General features: G+C 63.6%; 15 protein-coding genes and 1 riboswitch. Of the genes, 6 read left to right on the forward strand and 9 right to left on the reverse strand.

Annotated features, from left to right (window positions below; genetic code table 11):
* Positions 1 to 16: 16 nt before the first annotated feature.
* Genes VF34_RS09770 through VF34_RS09790 form a run of 5 tightly spaced genes read right to left on the reverse strand, consistent with a single transcriptional unit; the run spans position 17 to position 6190 of the window.
* On the reverse strand, positions 17 to 1381 hold the full coding sequence (locus VF34_RS09770; protein ID WP_045841303.1) for an MFS transporter: 1365 nt from the start codon (positions 1379 to 1381) through the stop codon (positions 17 to 19).
* A gap of 52 nt (positions 1382 to 1433) precedes the next feature.
* A complete protein-coding gene (locus VF34_RS09775) occupies positions 1434 to 2951 on the reverse strand; it encodes a mannitol dehydrogenase family protein (protein ID WP_032390915.1) in 1518 nt (505 codons plus the stop codon).
* A gap of 4 nt (positions 2952 to 2955) precedes the next feature.
* Positions 2956 to 4173, reverse strand: a complete 1218-nt coding sequence (manD, locus tag VF34_RS09780) for a D-mannonate dehydratase ManD (RefSeq protein WP_045841304.1) — start codon at positions 4171 to 4173, stop codon at positions 2956 to 2958.
* Positions 4170 to 5177, reverse strand: coding sequence for a 2-hydroxyacid dehydrogenase (locus VF34_RS09785; RefSeq protein WP_045841305.1), 1008 nt, complete (start codon positions 5175 to 5177; stop codon positions 4170 to 4172). Before VF34_RS09785 ends, manD begins: the two co-directional genes overlap by 4 nt.
* A complete protein-coding gene (locus VF34_RS09790; RefSeq protein ID WP_045841306.1) occupies positions 5174 to 6190 on the reverse strand; it encodes a LacI family DNA-binding transcriptional regulator in 1017 nt (338 codons plus the stop codon). The genes VF34_RS09785 and VF34_RS09790 overlap by 4 nt, the downstream gene beginning before the upstream one ends.
* A 153-nt stretch (positions 6191 to 6343) precedes the next feature.
* Here VF34_RS09790 and VF34_RS09795 point away from each other — a divergent pair, with 153 nt between their 5' ends.
* The 3 genes from VF34_RS09795 (at position 6344) to VF34_RS09805 (ending at position 8853) form a co-directional block, all read left to right on the forward strand.
* Positions 6344 to 7273, forward strand: coding sequence for an aldo/keto reductase (locus VF34_RS09795; RefSeq protein WP_045841307.1), 930 nt, complete (start codon positions 6344 to 6346; stop codon positions 7271 to 7273).
* A gap of 185 nt (positions 7274 to 7458) precedes the next feature.
* Positions 7459 to 7812, forward strand: coding sequence for an STAS domain-containing protein (locus tag VF34_RS09800; protein ID WP_027497637.1), 354 nt, complete (start codon positions 7459 to 7461; stop codon positions 7810 to 7812).
* 144 nt (positions 7813 to 7956) lie between these two features.
* Entirely contained in the window at positions 7957 to 8853 is an 897-nt protein-coding gene (locus VF34_RS09805; RefSeq protein ID WP_045841308.1) for a glucose 1-dehydrogenase, read from the forward strand.
* Here VF34_RS09805 and VF34_RS09810 read toward each other — a convergent pair.
* Positions 8846 to 10468, reverse strand: a complete 1623-nt coding sequence (locus tag VF34_RS09810) for an MFS transporter (RefSeq protein ID WP_045841309.1) — start codon at positions 10466 to 10468, stop codon at positions 8846 to 8848. The two genes, VF34_RS09805 and VF34_RS09810, sit on opposite strands and share 8 nt — an antisense overlap.
* A gap of 78 nt (positions 10469 to 10546) precedes the next feature.
* Positions 10547 to 11143: a TetR/AcrR family transcriptional regulator gene (locus tag VF34_RS09815; RefSeq protein ID WP_230073914.1), complete on the reverse strand. Its 597-nt coding sequence runs from the start codon at positions 11141 to 11143 to the stop codon at positions 10547 to 10549.
* A 113-nt stretch (positions 11144 to 11256) separates the two neighbouring features.
* On the opposite strand from VF34_RS09815, the gene VF34_RS09820 reads away from it, so the two are divergent.
* Together VF34_RS09820 and VF34_RS09825 are read left to right on the forward strand one after the other, a co-directional pair.
* Complete coding sequence (locus VF34_RS09820; protein ID WP_045841311.1) at positions 11257 to 12945, forward strand: nitroreductase family deazaflavin-dependent oxidoreductase; 1689 nt, start codon at positions 11257 to 11259, stop codon at positions 12943 to 12945.
* A 48-nt stretch (positions 12946 to 12993) separates the two neighbouring features.
* Complete coding sequence (locus tag VF34_RS09825) at positions 12994 to 13482, forward strand: SRPBCC family protein (RefSeq protein ID WP_037146609.1); 489 nt, start codon at positions 12994 to 12996, stop codon at positions 13480 to 13482.
* A 2-nt stretch (positions 13483 to 13484) separates the two neighbouring features.
* Here VF34_RS09825 and VF34_RS09830 read toward each other — a convergent pair whose 3' ends face one another.
* Entirely contained in the window at positions 13485 to 13754 is a 270-nt protein-coding gene (locus tag VF34_RS09830) for a DUF7218 family protein (protein WP_027497643.1), read from the reverse strand.
* A gap of 116 nt (positions 13755 to 13870) precedes the next feature.
* Here VF34_RS09830 and VF34_RS09835 point away from each other — a divergent pair, with 116 nt between their 5' ends.
* Positions 13871 to 14578 carry an enoyl-CoA hydratase-related protein gene (locus VF34_RS09835; protein WP_032368246.1) on the forward strand — a complete coding sequence of 236 codons (708 nt, stop codon included), beginning with the start codon at positions 13871 to 13873 and terminating at the stop codon, positions 14576 to 14578.
* Positions 14579 to 14595: 17 nt separating this feature from the next.
* On the opposite strand, the gene VF34_RS09840 is transcribed toward VF34_RS09835, so the two are convergent.
* On the reverse strand, positions 14596 to 15624 hold the full coding sequence (locus tag VF34_RS09840) for an LLM class flavin-dependent oxidoreductase (protein ID WP_045841312.1): 1029 nt from the start codon (positions 15622 to 15624) through the stop codon (positions 14596 to 14598).
* Between the two features lie 176 nt (positions 15625 to 15800).
* A riboswitch (cobalamin riboswitch) is annotated at positions 15801 to 16024 on the forward strand.
* Positions 16025 to 16037: the final 13 nt, after the last annotated feature.

A 16037-nucleotide genomic window follows, 5' to 3' on the forward strand; every position in this document is an offset into this window, starting at 1 on the left:
GTTCGAGGTGGGCAGGTCAGACCCGGTCGAGCACCGGATCGGTTGCGTTGGCCGGATCGGTCAGATCGCGATCCCGAGTTTCCGGTGCGAAGGTTGCGGCGACGAGCACCGAGACGGCCATGATCATCATGTAGACCGCGACCGGCACCCAGGATCCGGAGAACGCGGTGATCAGTGCCGCACACAGCAACGGAGCGATTCCGCCGCCGAAGACGGACGCGAACTCGCGACCGAGAGTGACTCCGGCGTACCGGTATCGAGCCCCGAAGATCTCCGGAAAGTAGCTCATCGTGACACCGACGGCCCCCTGGCACGCCAGGATGAATCCGATGATCATCACCAGGGTGATCAGTACGTGCGAACCGGTGCTGAGAGCCATGAACGTGGGAACCGGAAGAACAACGAGCAGGCTGACGATACCGATGTACACAGGCTTACGACCCACCTTGTCCGATAGCCATCCGAAGCCCCAGGCCGCGATGCCGCCGCAGATTGCGCCGATGAGCAGAACCTTGGGTATGAACGTGGGATCGACGCCGATGTCGTTCTTCATGTAGGAGGCCATGAACACCTGGTACGTGTAGGACTGAGCGCTGATGCCGACGGTCATGAACATGACGATGAACAGCGGTCGCTTGCCGTTGGTGAACACTTCCTTCACCGGTGCCTTGGGCCGCTCCTGTGCTGCCTTCAGTTCCTGGAACACCGGTGACTCGTTGAGCTTGCGCCTGATGATGAACGCGGCCACGGTGACCAGGATGCTGCTCAGAAACACCATCCGCCAGCCCCAGGACATGAGCTGATCGTCGGGGAGCAACTGGGCGAGGATCCAGGCGATGGCTCCGAGAGCGGTGCCGAGCGCCGCGCCGGTCATGACAAGAGCGGCCAATCTGCCACGCTTTCCGATCGCGGCCGTTTCCGTCAGAAGCGTTGCGCCACCTGATTGTTCGGCACCAGCGCCGAAGCCCTGGAAGAACCGGCACAGGACCAGCAACACCGGTGCCAAAAGTCCCACCTGCTCGAACGTCGGCAGCAGACCGATCGCCATGGTCGCGCCGCCCATCAGCATCAGCGTGGCGACCAGAACCCACTTGCGCCCGAGCCGGTCACCGTAGCGTGAGAAGAACAGTCCACCCAGTGGCCGGGCGAGAAATCCGACGGCGTACGCGCTGAAGCTGGCGATGATGCCGGCCGCCGGGGAGATGTTGGGAAAGAACAACTTGTTGAAGATCAGCGCGGACGCTGTGCCGTAGATGACGAAGTCGTACTGTTCGAGTGTGGTTCCGATGAGACCGGCCCACGCTGCGCGTCGTACGGCGGACGGATCATGTTGGGCCGGAGCTATTCTGGGAGAATCTTCCGGTTCTGTGGTCGTGTCCATGGTTGTCCTCGGGTGAGTTTCGGCTTCGGCCGAACGAAGGAAGGAGAATGGGTCAGTCGAGTGCGGTCGGAGATGCCGTGACGACGGGGCGGAGCGAAGAACTCGCCGCTTCGACGGCTGCGGCCATCGGACCGTGACGAACAACAGTATCCATGAATTCCGCTGTGCGTGTGATGAATTCAGGAAACTGCGCCAACTCGATGGGGAGTATGTCGCCGCGTTCGAGAACCGAGCGGACGAAATCCTCACTGGACGCTGCCGAAGCGGCAAGTCCTGCCAAACGCGCACGTGCAGGGTCGGCCATCGCATGTGCATGCGGGCCCGGGTCGAAACCGTCGGGCGGGCACACGCAGCAGAGATAGGCGGCGATGGTCAGGGAAAGGTGTTGCGGTACAACACCGTTTCGTAGGTGGTGGAGCGCTGGGTCCGGGATCCTCTGCGCGAGCTTCGCCGAGCCGTCCGAACCGACCTGCGCGGTCTTGTGCCCCAGAGCGGAGTTGGACCACCGCACGAACAGCTGGGCGATGTAGTCGTCGATATCCACCCCGTCCGGAACGGGCACGGTCGGGAGGTATTCGTCGACCAACACCGCTCGAGCTGCGGCCTCCACGAACGGGCGACCGATCGAGTCCGGAATTGTCGCGCGACCGTCGAGTGCGCCGAGATAGGCAATGAGAGAGTGGGTTCCGTTCAGCAGTCGAACCTTCATCAGTTCGTACGGTTCGACATCCTCGGTGAACACGGCACCACCGGCTTCCCAGCGGGGACGTCCTGCGGCGAACTCGTCCTCCATCACCCACATCGTGAACGGCTCCGCCGGCACCGCAATGGTGTCCACAGCGCCCAGCTCGGCGGTGGACTCGGCGTCGTACAACGCACTGCTGGACGGAACGATGCGATCGACCATGGAGTTGGGGAACGTCACTGCCGCGGCCAGCCACTCGAGCACATCGTCCGCACCGCAACGGTCCAAGAACTGACGCACGAGTGCAGCGGTGCGATCACCGTTCCCCAGCAGGTTGTCACAGCTGGCCACGGTGATCGGAGCCCCGTGCGTTCGCGCCCGCATCGCCAGAGCCCTCGCGAGCTGCCCCACTGTGGTCGTCGGCGTTTCCGGCCGCTGCAAGTCCTGTTGCACTGCAGTCGATTCGAGGTCGAGAGAGCCCGTCCGGGACGACAGCGTGTAGCCCAACTCGGTGACGGTGATCGTCACGATTCGGACGTCCTCGTCCGCAATGGCCCGTACGACGGCGGCGGGGTCGTCGGCGGCGACCATGGCTCCCGTGTGTGCTCCGGGGACGCTCACCTTCGATCCCGACGGCGAGATCTCGACGACGCCGTAGAGCAGTTCCTGAGCGAGCATGGCGTCGACAATCGTGCGAGATCTGTTCGCTACGCCCAGAATCCCCCACGAACCGCCGTCCTGCGCCAGTGCCGCAGCGGTGTACACGGCCTGATGCGCGCGATGGAAGTTGCCCAGCCCCAGATGGACGATCCCGGTGCCGTCCGGTCGTGCCGGGACGACGCCCGAGCGAGCGAGTGCCGAACGAGTCAGTCTGGATTCGCTCATCTCGTCACCAGTCCGTCATCGAGCCGTCGAGGCGGCGAGCGACGGGGAGATACGCGGGCTCGTACGGGTACCGCGCCGCCAACGACTCGTCCATGTCGACGCCCAGGCCGGGGGCGTCACCGGGGGTCAGGTAGCCGTCGGCGAACGACCATGCGTGTGGGAACACCTCGTCGACCAGTGGGTCGTAGCCCATGAATTCCTGAATGCCGAAGTTCGGAGTGGCCATCCCGAGGTGCACGCTCGCGGCGAGGGTGATCGGCGAGACGTCGGAGGGCCCGTGCGGTCCGCAACGAACCTGGTGTACCTCGGCCAGCGAAAAGATCTTTCGGACATGACTGATACCGCCGGCATGGGCGATGGCCACCCGAATGAAATCGATCAGCTTCTCGGAGATCAACTGCTGGCAGTCCCAGATGGTGTTGAACACTTCACCGATCGCGAGCGGGGTCGTGGTGTGGTGACGCACCAGCCGCAGGGCGCTCTGATCCTCGGCGGTGGTGACGTCCTCGAGCCAGAACAGATCGACGTCCTCGAGCGACTTGCCCAGTCGCGCAGCCTGTTGCGGTGTCAGTCGGTGGTGCGCGTCGTGCAACAGCTTGAGCTCGGATCCCACGTGGTCACGCACCGCTGCGAGCACCCTGGGAACGTGATTGAGATACGCATCGGTATCCCAGACCTCTTCGACGGGAACGGCACCACGGCCTGCGGGTTCGTATCCCTGCGCGCCTCGGTGCACTCCGTACACGGACTCCAGGCCGGGAACACCTGATTGGGCCCGCACGGCGCGAAAACCCTGTGCTCGACGACGATCGACGGAATCGATCAATTCCGACGTGTCCCAGCCGGTGGCGTGGGTGTACGAGAGAATGCGGTCGCGGACGGCTCCACCGAGCAGCTGGTAGACGGGTTGCCCGAGGGATTTGCCCTTGATGTCCCACAAGGCGAGGTCGACGGCACCGATCGCGGCCATCGTCACCGGCCCACGGCGCCAGTAGACACCGCGGTAGAGGTATTGCCAGGTGTCCTCGATGCGTGCGGGATTCCGGCCGATGAGAAGCGGCGCGACATGATCTTGCAGGTACGACGCCACCGCGAGTTCCCTGCCGTTCAAGGTCGCGTCGCCGTAGCCGACGACCCCGTCTGCGGTGGTCACTTTGAGTGTGACGTAATTACGCGTGGGGCTGCAGACGATGACGTCGGCAGCAACGATCTTGTCGGTCACGAGCGCTCTGCTTTCTCCGTGAAGTTCTCTCCGGCAACGACATCGGTCAACGGTTCGCGCGCGGCGAGTCGACCGATGTTGGCGGTGATGTCGTCGACCCGGCCCTCGAAGGTTTCGCGTGTGATGCCGGACGAATGAGGTGTCATCAGGACGTTGTGCAGCGTGTGGAACGGATGACGCGAGGGGGCACCGATGCCGTCGGCCGACGGGTAGTCGTACCAGACGTCGATGGCGGCGCTCCCGAGCGATCCGGCGGACAGCGCGTCGAACAGTGCATCCTGCTGCACCAGGGGGCCACGCCCCACGTTGATCAGCACGCCGTCCGGTCCGAGAGCTGCGAGTTCGGTGTCGCCGATCATGCCGGTGGTGCGCTCGTTCAGTGGTGCGGACACCACGACGACATCTGCTTCGGTCATCAGGTCGGACAGACGATCGGTCGATGCGGCCCAGGCCAATCCGTTCTCGGCTGCGTTCACCGATCCGCTTCCTGTGACCGCGATGCCCCGGCAACCGAAGGCCCGCAGCAACTGCCACGACTGCGCACCGATATGACCGAAGCCCACGAATCCCACCGTTGCCGAACCCAGCGAAGTCGACTGCCGAAGCGTCCGGTCGTACACCGGCGACGCCCACCGATCCTCACGCATGAGGCGGTCCTGGCCGAGAAACCCGCGCCGGAGCACGACGGCGGTGGCTACGACGTATTCGGCGATCGAGCGTTCGTGGTGAAAAGTGTTGGCCACCAATGTCCGAGCGCTCAGGTCGTCGAAGGAAATGCCGTCCGTGCCTGCCCCCGCAACGTGCACCAGCTGCAGATCGGGTGCCGCCTCCGCCAGAACGGCCGGGAACTTTCCGCCGACATACACGGTCGCATCGGCGATGTCCGCGACGAGTGCATCGACGTCGAACTTTTCGTGCCACGACAGCTCGATATCGGAGGCGACTCGGCTCTCGAAGCGGCCACGATGCGGTAGGAGGTTGGAATCTGCGATGACGACCTTCATTTCGAGTCGTCCTTTCCTGGTGCGAGAGTGCGAATCCGAGCGGGCCCCGATGAGCCGCGGACCACGAGTTGGGTAGGGAGGTGGATGGTTCTGGGCGACGACTCCGGTTCGGCTGCCCGCTGGAACACCAGATCGGAGGACACCAGACCTGCACGGCCCATCGGAACGTTGATACTCGTCAGAGCGGGATGCGCGAGTTCGGCCAGGGGCGAATCGTCGATGCCGATGACGCTGAGGTCTTCCGGTACTGCCAGGCCCATCGACCGGACCCCGTTCATGACGCCGATGGCCATGGGGTCGTTGTGGGTCATGACGGCGGTCGCACCTGTGGCAACGACGCTGGCAGCCGCAGCATGGCCACCGGCCAAGGTTTCCTGCTGCCACCCCAGTACATCGAGCACGATTCCTCGTGCTGCACAGAACTGTTCGACGGCGTCGACGCGTCGCTCGTTGGACCACGATTGCGGTGATCCCTGGACGTACGCGAGATGTGTGTGACCGAGAGCTGCCAGGTAATCGACGGCCTGCCGGATACCGTCCTCGGAATCGGCCACGACACAATCGCATTCGCTGGAGGATCGGTTGACCAGCACCAGCGGTGTGTCGCCCGCCAGCTGCACGATGTCCTCGGCCGGTAGTCGTGGAGCACAGACGATCAGAGCGTCGACTCGGCCCTGCAGGTCACCGATCACTTCACGCTCACGGTCTGCGCTTCCGTCGGTGTCGGTGAGGACGATGGTCTGTCTGCGATGCCAGCCCTGCGCTTGCGCGGACTTGACGAAGCTGGCGAAGACGGTGTGGCCGATGTCGGGTACCACGACTGCGACCGTCGTCGCCGAGACGCGGGTGTCGGAGGAGCGCCCCGAGGCCGCGACATAGCCGATCTGGTCGGCGACGGCGATGATCCGAGCCAACGTGTCCGCCCCGATTCGATCCGGGTTGCTGAAGGCGCGCGATGCCGTCGACAGCGACACACCTGCTCGTTGTGCGACCTGCGTGAGCGTGGGTGGCACGGTTCACCTCCTGGGTTCTTTGTGATGTCGAGCACAACGATGACAGAAGTTGCGCAATATTGTCAACACCTTGCGCAACAGAGGCGCGGGCGTACTGGGTCCGCGGTTTGACACACTCGACTGCGACCACGTCCGCACAGAGGGAGACTCACCTTGCGCACCTTTACGCACCCCCAGACCGGCACAACCGTGTCGAGCATCGTCCTCGGGTTCATGCGCATCCTCGACCTGGACGACGACAGGATTCGCAGGTTGGTCGACACCGCCCTGGACGTGGGTGTGACCGTCTTCGATCACGCCGACATCTACGGCGGCAGACCCCACGGGTGCGAGGAGCGCTTCGGACAAGCGGTGACACTCACTCCGTCGCAGCGTGAGCGCGTCAGCATTCAGAGCAAGGTCGGCATTCGCGACGGCTATTTCGACTTCTCGGAAGACCACATCGTGTCGACCGTCGAGGGTTCGCTCTCGGCTCTCGGCGTCGATCATCTCGACACCCTGCTGCTGCATCGACCGGACAGCCTGGTCGAGCCCGACGAGGTCGCGGCGGCATTCGACACACTGCACACGTCGGGCAAAGTGCTCGGTTTCGGCGTCTCCAATCACACTCCCGGTCAGATCGAATTGCTCGAAACAGCAGTCACACAACCACTTCTGTTCGACCAAGTGCAGTTGAGCGTCGTCCATTCACCGCTGATCGCTGCGGGCCTGACCGCCAACATCGGCGCGCTGGACCAGTCGGTGGATCGTGACAACGGGTTGCTCGACTACGCGAGGGCACGCGGCATCACCGTGCAAGCGTGGTCGCCACTGCAGAGCGGGACCTCGTCGGGTGTGTTCGTCGGAGATCGCGAGAATTACCCTGCCCTAAACGATGCGCTCGACGACATTGCCGGCCGATACGACACGACACCGTCCGCGATAGCGGTCGCGTGGATAACACGCCACCCGGCCGACATTCAGGTGGTCCTGGGGACCACCACGCCGGATCGGATAGTAGAGGCCGCTACGGGGTCGGACATCCGCCTGACCAGGGCGGAATGGTACGGCCTGTTCCGCGCAGCGGGTCACACACTGCCCTGATGCCGGGCATCGAACTGCGTTACCTTGCCGTTACCAAGTAGCGACGAATCCGTGATGTTGCAGGCTCGGTTCGGTGATGTTGCGCTGTCAGGATTACGGGACAGCGTGCACCGGAACCTGCAGCCCTCGGGTTCCACACCGAGCACGCCGGTTCGATAGGCCACCCGAACTGAGAGGTTCGCACCGTGACTGTTTCCGATTTCACCGATGTTCGCTCCACCGCCCCCGCTCGACGCCACTCGATCGGTATCGAGTCCTACTCCCCCGATCTGACTGTTGTTCGCGCCGTCGGCGAGCTGGACATGAGTGCACGAGCAGATTTGGTGAACGCCCTCGACGGTGCCCTACGGGGCAATGCAGTTGTGCTGCTGGACTTGTCGGCGGTGGACTTCATGTACTCGGGTGCCGCGAGCGTGATCGTCGATGCTGTCGAACGTTCCGACGGACGCGTCGAGGTCTTCGCTCCTACCCGGCCGGCGCGCCGGGTGCTCGATGCGGTGGGTGCGAGCTTCATCGGGGAAGATCCCTCCGCGCGCTGATTCGCAAGGTTTGCGTGCCGGTGCAACCGGCAAACCTCGTGTGGACAGCGACTCCAGTCGGTAACGACCGTGAATCGTCTCGAGAACTGGGGCGGCTTTGGTTTTGCCGCAATGGGTCCTCTTCACACGAGGCAAGGATCGACAATGTCCGACCAGTTCACCAAGAGCGACCCCACCACTGCTTTCTCCATGCCCGATCGGGACGACCAGCCCGAGCTCGAGCATCCGGGATTGACTCGCGACATGGTCACCGCACCGGATCACGGCGAGAAGTCGTACCGGGGTTCGGATCGGTTGCACGGCCGAAAAGCGTTGATCACCGGTGGTGATTCCGGGATCGGACGAGCGGTGGCGCTGGCATTCGCACGAGAAGGTGCCGATGTCGTCATTGCTCATCTCGAATCCGAGGGCCCCGATGCCCAAGCGACCGTCGACCTGATCGAAGCCGCTGGACGGTCGGGCCGAGCGATCGCCTGCGACCTCACCGACGAAACGCAGTGCACCAAGTTGGTCGACACTGCCGTGGAGGTTCTCGGAGGCCTCGACATCGTCGTCAACAACGCCGCGTTCCAGATGGCCCAGATGGGCGGCATCGCCGATATCACCACCGACCAGTTCGACCGTGTGCTCAAGACCAACTTGTATGCCTTGTTCTGGATTTCGAAGCACGCCGCCGCCGTCATGGGTGCGGGCGCCACCATCATCAACACCACCTCGATTCAGGCATCGAATCCGTCGCCGGAGTTGCTGGACTACGCCACCACCAAGGCGGGCATCGTCGCATTCACCAAGGGCCTGGCCGGCGACCTCGCCGGCCGCGGCATTCGAGTCAATGCCGTTGCGCCCGGACCTATTTGGACTCCCCTGATTCCTGCGACCATGCCTGCCGAGAAGTACGGCGAGTTCGGCGAGACGGTTCCGTTGGGCCGCCCGGGCCAGCCCGCGGAGTTGGCTCCGGCCTACGTCTTCTTGGCCTCGAACGAGTCCAGCTACATCACAGGCGAGACCATTGCGGTCACCGGGGGCACCCCGTTCAACTGATCTCGGGGTCTCCGGACTTCGACGCCCGCCACGCCAACAGCACCCCGTCTCCTTCGGGTCGCCGCCATGGCAAGAAGAGCGCCACAGCGATCGCGCATGCCATGGCGGCCCCGACGGTGACGAACGACGCGAGCTGAAATCCCTCCAGAGACGCGGCTTTCATCGCATACACGAGCTCCGCCTTCTGCGTCGTGAAGATCGGGTTGGTCGGCGCTTTGACGATTTCGATGACGCTGACGACGGTCTCACGGGCAAAGGCCTTCTGGTAGGGCTCCATGATTGCATCGGGAATGGCGTCGATTCGGGGGCCCACTTTCGTGGTGTAGATCGACGCGACGATCGAGCCCAGCACCGCGACGCCGAGTGTTCCACCCACCTCACGGGTGGTGTCGTTCACCGCCGAGCCCGCACCTGCTTCGTCGAGCGTCACCGACGACATGATGGATTCGGTGGCCGGGCCTTGCACGATCGCCAACCCGAGGCCCATCAAGATCATCGAGACGACGACCGGTCCCAGGTACGGGGTTTCGACCTCGACCTGGCCGGCAATGAACATGCCGATGCTCATCACGACGAGTCCGAAGACGATGACGGCTGTCGTTCCTATTCGCTGCGCGATCAGTGTGGCGAGTGGTGCCCCGACCGCGATGGATACCGCGAACGGCAGTGAATGAACGCCGAACTGCAACGGCGTCAACTCCATGACACCCTGAAAATACTGGGTGATCATGAACAGGAAGCCGAACATACTGAAGTACCCCACAGCAATGGCCAAGGCGGGCAGCGAGAATCGTCTGATTCGGAACAGATTCAGGTCCAGTACCGGAGACGGTGTTCGTAACTCCCACCACACGAACGCAGCAAGCGCGACGCATCCGGCGATGTAGCCTCCGATGCTCGCCGGTGACAACCAACCGTTGTGCGGCGCTTCGATGATCGCCCACACCACGACCGTGATGCCCGTCAAGGACAGCACGATTCCGACAGGGTCGTACTTGCCCACATGTTCGGCCCTCGACTCCGGAACGCAGGCCAGTGCGGCCACCAGAACGAGCAGGGCAACCGGAACATTGATCCAGAACACCGAATGCCACGAGAAGTGCTCCAGCAGAAAGCCGCCCGCTGTCGGACCGATGGCGATGGCGAAACCTGCCATCGCCGTCCACGCTGCGATGGCCAGCGCTCGCTCTTTGGCGTCGGTGAAGATATTGATGATGAGAGCCAACGTGGCCGGAAAGACTGCCGCCGCACAGACTCCCATCGCGGCGCGGGCGGCGACGACCTGCCCGAGGTCGGCGGCGACCGCGCCGCCCACCGACATCAGCGCAATGCCCGCCAGGCCGATGATCATCACCTTCTTGCGCCCGTATCGGTCTCCGAGGTGGCCGAAAGCGAGAAGCAATCCCGCGAACGTCAGCGTGTAGGCGTCGACCACCCACTGCAAGCCGCTGATGTCGGCGCGTAGCTGTAGCCCCATCGACGGCAGGGCGACGTTGACGACGGTGTTGTCCAGTACGACGAGCAGCTCCGCTGCGCAGATCACGAGTAGAGCCAGATATCGGCCGCGAAGCTTCGTACCCTCTACGCGGTGTCGAGAAGTGGTGAGTGACGGCATGAGATCCCCTCCGGCTATGACGGATGACATAGTTCCTGAAGGGAAAGTAACTGTAACTCGGCGTTATAGCAATAGTCGCTATCGGTAACTCTGCCCGCCCGCTGCGTCCAGGACCGCGTCGAGCAGAGCCAACAACTCCCCCTCGGTCCGATCCAGCGCGGTGGTCGATCGCTGCGCTTTCGCCACGATCAGCGCACCCTCGATCGCCGATATGGAGAACGTCGCGAGCGCCTGGGCCCGCTCTCTCGTCAACCCGTGCTGCCAGAGCGATGCGGCGATCGTGTCTTCCCACGACGAGAACGACTCCCCGGCCGCGGTGACGGCACCGGGGGCGTTCGCCCCCTCGAGTGCGGCAGGAGCAATGGGGCAACCGGACACGAAATCGGTGCTCGACAGTTCACTGCGAAAGCCCTCGATGATCGCGCGCACCGTCGCCGCCGGCCCGACCTGAGCCAACCCCTCGGAGATCATTGCCCCCATCGCCGCGCCGGCCGTTCGCGTGGCCTCCTCGACCAGTTGAGGCTTGCCCCGTGGAAAGTGGTGATAGATCGAGCCTCTCGGCGCACCTGCGTGCTCGATGACGTCGGCCAACGAAGTCGCTTCGACTCCGCGCTGCCGAAACAACTGCGCAGCACTGCGCAGCATGTCCTCACGAGCACTGCTTCGATTCGCCATCCATCACCTTTCCGAACACGATCATTGACGTGACACCGAGTTACATCTACAGTCGCGTGTGACTATGACGGCAATCATATCCCGTCACGCTATCGCTGAACCGGAGTCACGCCATGCCCACCGAGACCGACGTCGTCGAACTGAGCACCCCGCTCCCACTTCCCTGCGGGCAGACCCTTCCGAACCGCGTGATGAAAGCGGCCTTGAGCGAGGGCCTTGGGACTGCCGAGCACGCGCCCGATACCCGGCTCGAAACGCTGTACCGCCGTTGGGGCGCGGGTGGCTACGGATTGGTGGTGACCGGCAACGTGATGGTCGACCGATCTCACCTGGGCGAACCCGGCAACGTCGTCATCGAAGACGACCGCGACCACGATGCGCTGGCGCGCTGGGCGAAATCGACCTCCGACGGTGGCGTCCCCATCTGGGTGCAGCTCAATCACCCTGGAAGACAGGCCAATCCGATCGTCACCCGTGCCACGCCCGTCGCCCCGTCTGCCATCGCGTCCGGCGTACCCGGGCTACCGACACCGCGTGCGTTGAGCGAGAACGAGATTCGAGACATCATCGACAGGTTCGCCCTGGCCGCGTCGGTAGCGGAGGCGGCCGGCTTCGATGGTGTGCAGCTCCACGGTGCCCACGGATACCTGGTGTCCCAGTTTCTCTCACCACTGTCGAACCGACGCGAGGACGCGTGGGGCGGAGACCTCGACGGCAGGATGCGATTCGTTCTTCACGTCGTGCGCGCCATCAGAGCGGCCGTGTCCCCCGGCTTTGCAGTGGGAATCAAACTGAACTCCGCAGACTTCCAGCGCGGCGGATTCAGCGAAGAGGAATCTCGCATCACCGTCGAGCATCTCGTCGAGGAAGCGATCGATCTGATCGAAATCAGTGGCGGCAGTTACGAATCACCCGCGATGATGGGCACCTCCAGCACTCGCGATCGCGAAGCCTACTTCCTGGAATACGCCCACACGGTGCGCGAGGCAGCCGGGAGCGTTCCACTTGCAGTGACCGGTGGTTTCCGCACCCGCTCGGTGATGAGTGCGGCCGTACGATCGGGAGAGTGCGACGTCGTCGGTCTCGGTCGCCCGACTGCTCTCGCCCCGGCAGTAGCCCGTTCACTGGTCGACGGCTCACTGGATCGGGTCGAGACTCCGCTCGTCGCGTTGCGAGTTCCGTCGAAAGCTGGTGCTTTCAAACAGATCAACGGCGCTCTGGACTTGCAGTGGCACACCGACCAACTGCAGCTCATCGGCGATGGAAAGCAACCCGATTCGGGACGCCCCGCCTGGCGAACAGCGATAGCAATGGTGCAGCGCAACGGCTGGGACGCGTTTCGCAGTCGGCGCGCCGGGGGCACCACGACAGCGTCCGCCGCAGCCGCGAAGTTCCGCCGGGAGCGGTGGATCGGAAAGCACGTCGCCAACCCGCTCGTGAACGGGCTGACGTCGGTCGGATTCAGAACATCGTTGGTCACCGACATCGAGACCGTGGGCCGTCGGTCCGGTCTGCGCCGACAGGTACCGGTCTCTGCGTCGTTCGACCGGGCAGGAGCGTGGGTGATCTCCCAGCACGGAACCAGGTCCGGTTGGGGAGCCAACATCGGCGACGAGCCGCGTATCAGGATTCGCGTCGGCGATCGGTGGCGAGCGGGCACAGCTACGTTCGTACCCGAGGATGACGTCAGTGCGCGAGCGCGTACCTTTTCCGCGAACCCACTGTTCAGGCGGCTCATCGGCGCAGGTTTTCGCGCCCTCCAGACCGACCCGATATCTGTGCGGATCGATTTCACCGATTGACAGGATGAGTGCTCGACGGTGGATCGTCGCACGACGCATAATGACCCGATGGCACCGATACCCACGGGCACGCTGCGCGAGACCGAGACCGGCTACGCCCTCGAGCTGAGCAGAACCGTCGCCGCGTCACGAGAGGACGTGTGGGCCAGCCTCACCGAATCCTCTCGGACCGCGTTGTGGTTCGGGCCCTGGGAACGAGTGACGGACGACAGCATCCGCGTCACCATGATCTTCGAGGACGGCGAACCCGTCGCCGACATGGCAATCGACGCCTGCGAGCCGCCCCAACGACTGGCCGTCCGTATGTCGGACGAGGGCGGCTGGCCGCTCGAGGTCAGGCTCACCGAGAAGGGCCGCGACACACTCGTCGTGTTGACCCACGGCCTCGACAGCACGGACGGCATCGGCGACATAGGTCCGGGCTGGGAGTACTACCTGGACATGCTGATCGCATCCAGGGACGCCGCACCGCTGCCGAGCTTCGACGACTACTACCCCGCACAGCAGGAGTACTACTCGTCTCTGCGGCCGGAATGACGTCAGTGATTGCGTAGCGCCTCGATCAGCTCTTTCTTGTTCAGCTTGGAGTAGCCCTCCAGGCCGATCTCCTTCGCTCGATCGGTCAGTTCGTCGACGGTCCAGTCCTCGTACGATCCGGACTCGCCGCCCTTCTTGCCTACGTTCTTCCTGCCCTCGTTGGCCGCGGCATTCGAGATGCGCGCCGACTTCTCCTTCGAGTTTCCTTCGTCACGGAGCTTCTCGTACAGATCCTGGTCCTTGAGCTGGGGCTGGTCATCGTTGGTGGGCATGCTGGTCCTCCGTTCGATCGTTTGTACTGATACAACTACCCGGTGTACCTGCCGGCAAACACACTTGCCTTCTGTCGCTGTGGGGTAGAACAACGAAAGCTGGGTACCTTCGGGACATGCCATACCTGGATCGTGTCGCGGACGTGTTCGTATTGAATCTCGGCACTCGCGACGTGGAGGACACCGAGAACCGGATGGGGCCGGATTGGGTGGCCGAGGTCAACGCTCTGCTCGACGAGGTAGAAGCCAGTAGTGGCCCGACTGCACTGGTCACGACGGCCACCGGCAAGTACTTCTCCACCGGAGTCGACTTGTCCTGGGGTGCCGAGAACCTGGACCAGATCAACCGGTTCATCGGAACGGTGCAGGAACTGCTGGTGCGGTTCTTGACCCTCCCGATGCAGACGGTGGCGGCCATGCAGGGGCACACCTACGGGGGTGCCGCATTTTTCGTCATGGCACACGACTACCGCGTCATGCGCTCCGATCGCGGCTTCCTGTGCTTTCCTGGCGTCAACATCGGTGCCACCTACAGCCCGGGAACAGTCGACATGGTCCGAGCCAAGCTCGCCCCGCACACGTTCCACGAAGCACTGACCACAGGCCGACGCTACGGCGGAGTGGACGCAGCCGCCCTCGGCTTGGTGGACGCAGTGTCCACCGAGGATCGGCTGCGTGACGACGCACTCTCTCGGGCAACGGATTTGATCGGAACCCGCGGCCCTGTGCTCGGCGAAATCAAGCGCACGATGTACGCGAGCGAGATACGTTCGCTGTCGACCCCGGTCGCCGGTGTGGACGAAATGGAATGGGCCGCAAACTGATTTTCGCTCGCTGCCGCTTACGCGTCGGCTACCAGCGGAGCGACCTCGGTACCGAGTAGCTCGATGCCGCGCAACAGATCACCGTGGGCGAGACGCGGATTGGTCATCTGCAGCGACAGTCGATCCACACCGCCGAGTTGCTCGCTTACCCGAACGATCTTGTCGGCGACGGTTTTCGGGTCTCCCATGAAGAACGCACCGTTGGGTCCCGACGTGGCGTCGAACTGCTGTCGGCTCGGTCGAGCGAAGCCGCGCTCGCGAGAGATCTTGGTGAACATCTCGTTCCAGCCCGGGTAGATGGTGTCGGCTGCCGCCTCGGTGGTGTCGGCGACGAATCCGAACACGTGCAATCCGACTTTCAGCTTCTCCGGCGGGTGACCCGCTTGCGCGCCCGCGCGTCGATACAGGTCAACGAGCGGCGCGAACTGGCGCGGTTCTCCACCGATGATGGCGATCATCAGGGGTAGGCCCAGAAGCCCTGCACGAGCGAACGATTCGGGGGTTCCGCCGACACCGACCCAGATGGGTAGCGGATCCTGCAGCGGACGAGGATAGATCCCCTGACGGTTCAGCGCCGGCCGGTGCCGGCCGGACCACGTGATCTCCTCGTTGTCGCGAATCTGCAGCAGGAGATCCAGCTTCTCGGCGAACAAGGAGTCGTAATCGGCCAAGTCGAGTCCGAACAGTGGTAAAGACTCGGTGAACGAGCCTCGGCCGACCACCAAATCGATCCGGCCCTTCGAGATGAGGTCGAGAGTGGCGAACTCCTGGAACACTCGCACCGGATCGTCGGCACTGAGTACCTTGACCGCGCTGCCGAGCCGGATGTTCTCGGTGCGCGCGGCTGCTGCGGCCAGAATGATCGACGGAGCGGAGTCGTAGTACTCGCTGCGATGGTGCTCACCGATGCCGAACGAGTAAAGACCGACCTGATCCGCGAGGGCGATCTCCTCGAGTAGGTGCCCCATCCTCTCCTCAGGCGCGATGACGCGGCCGTCGGTCGGATCGGTCACGGAAGAGACGAAGCTGTCTACGCCCAGGTGCATTGGGTACCTCTCGATTCGGGATGGACGAACCCATCAGCGTCGATGAAGGTTCAATTATTCCAGTGGACGGTGGGCAGAAAACTACTACTCTCCCCAACGCTTCGCCTCATCCGCCGCGAAGTACATCCGCTGACTTGCACCGAAGCCGACCGACACAACGCGTCACGCCTGAGCTGTTATCGTGCGTGGGCGTTGGTTTTCGATGGCCGTGCTGGTCATCGGATCGTAAGAGGGAATCCGGTGAGAACCCGGAACTGCCCCGCAGCGGTGAGTGGAAACGACCGCGGTCATCGAGCACTGGGATTCGTCCCGGGAAGCGACCGCCAATAGGAGTCGTCCGAGAACGTCGTCGGATGGCGTGTCCGCGAGTCCGAAGACCTGCCACCGCGGCTGCGCCGCCGGCGTGGTCGCCT

The sequence above is a fragment of the Rhodococcus sp. PML026 genome, from assembly GCF_000963615.1.
Classification (GTDB): Bacteria; Actinomycetota; Actinomycetes; order Mycobacteriales; family Mycobacteriaceae; genus Rhodococcoides; species Rhodococcoides fascians.

Coding starts and splice junctions, on each gene's coding strand:
- VF34_RS09770 (WP_045841303.1), bottom strand. CDS start 1,381: ATGGACACGACCACAGAACCGGAAGATTCTCCCAGAATAGCTCCGGCC.
- VF34_RS09775 (WP_032390915.1), bottom strand. CDS start 2,951: ATGAGCGAATCCAGACTGACTCGTTCGGCACTCGCTCGCTCGGGCGTC.
- VF34_RS09785 (WP_045841305.1), bottom strand. CDS start 5,177: ATGAAGGTCGTCATCGCAGATTCCAACCTCCTACCGCATCGTGGCCGC.
- VF34_RS09805 (WP_045841308.1), top strand. CDS start 7,957: ATGTCCGACCAGTTCACCAAGAGCGACCCCACCACTGCTTTCTCCATG.
- VF34_RS09810 (WP_045841309.1), bottom strand. CDS start 10,468: ATGCCGTCACTCACCACTTCTCGACACCGCGTAGAGGGTACGAAGCTT.
- VF34_RS09815 (WP_230073914.1), bottom strand. CDS start 11,143: ATGGCGAATCGAAGCAGTGCTCGTGAGGACATGCTGCGCAGTGCTGCG.
- VF34_RS09820 (WP_045841311.1), top strand. CDS start 11,257: ATGCCCACCGAGACCGACGTCGTCGAACTGAGCACCCCGCTCCCACTT.
- VF34_RS09825 (WP_037146609.1), top strand. CDS start 12,994: ATGGCACCGATACCCACGGGCACGCTGCGCGAGACCGAGACCGGCTAC.
- VF34_RS09830 (WP_027497643.1), bottom strand. CDS start 13,754: ATGCCCACCAACGATGACCAGCCCCAGCTCAAGGACCAGGATCTGTAC.
- VF34_RS09835 (WP_032368246.1), top strand. CDS start 13,871: ATGCCATACCTGGATCGTGTCGCGGACGTGTTCGTATTGAATCTCGGC.
- VF34_RS09840 (WP_045841312.1), bottom strand. CDS start 15,624: ATGCACCTGGGCGTAGACAGCTTCGTCTCTTCCGTGACCGATCCGACC.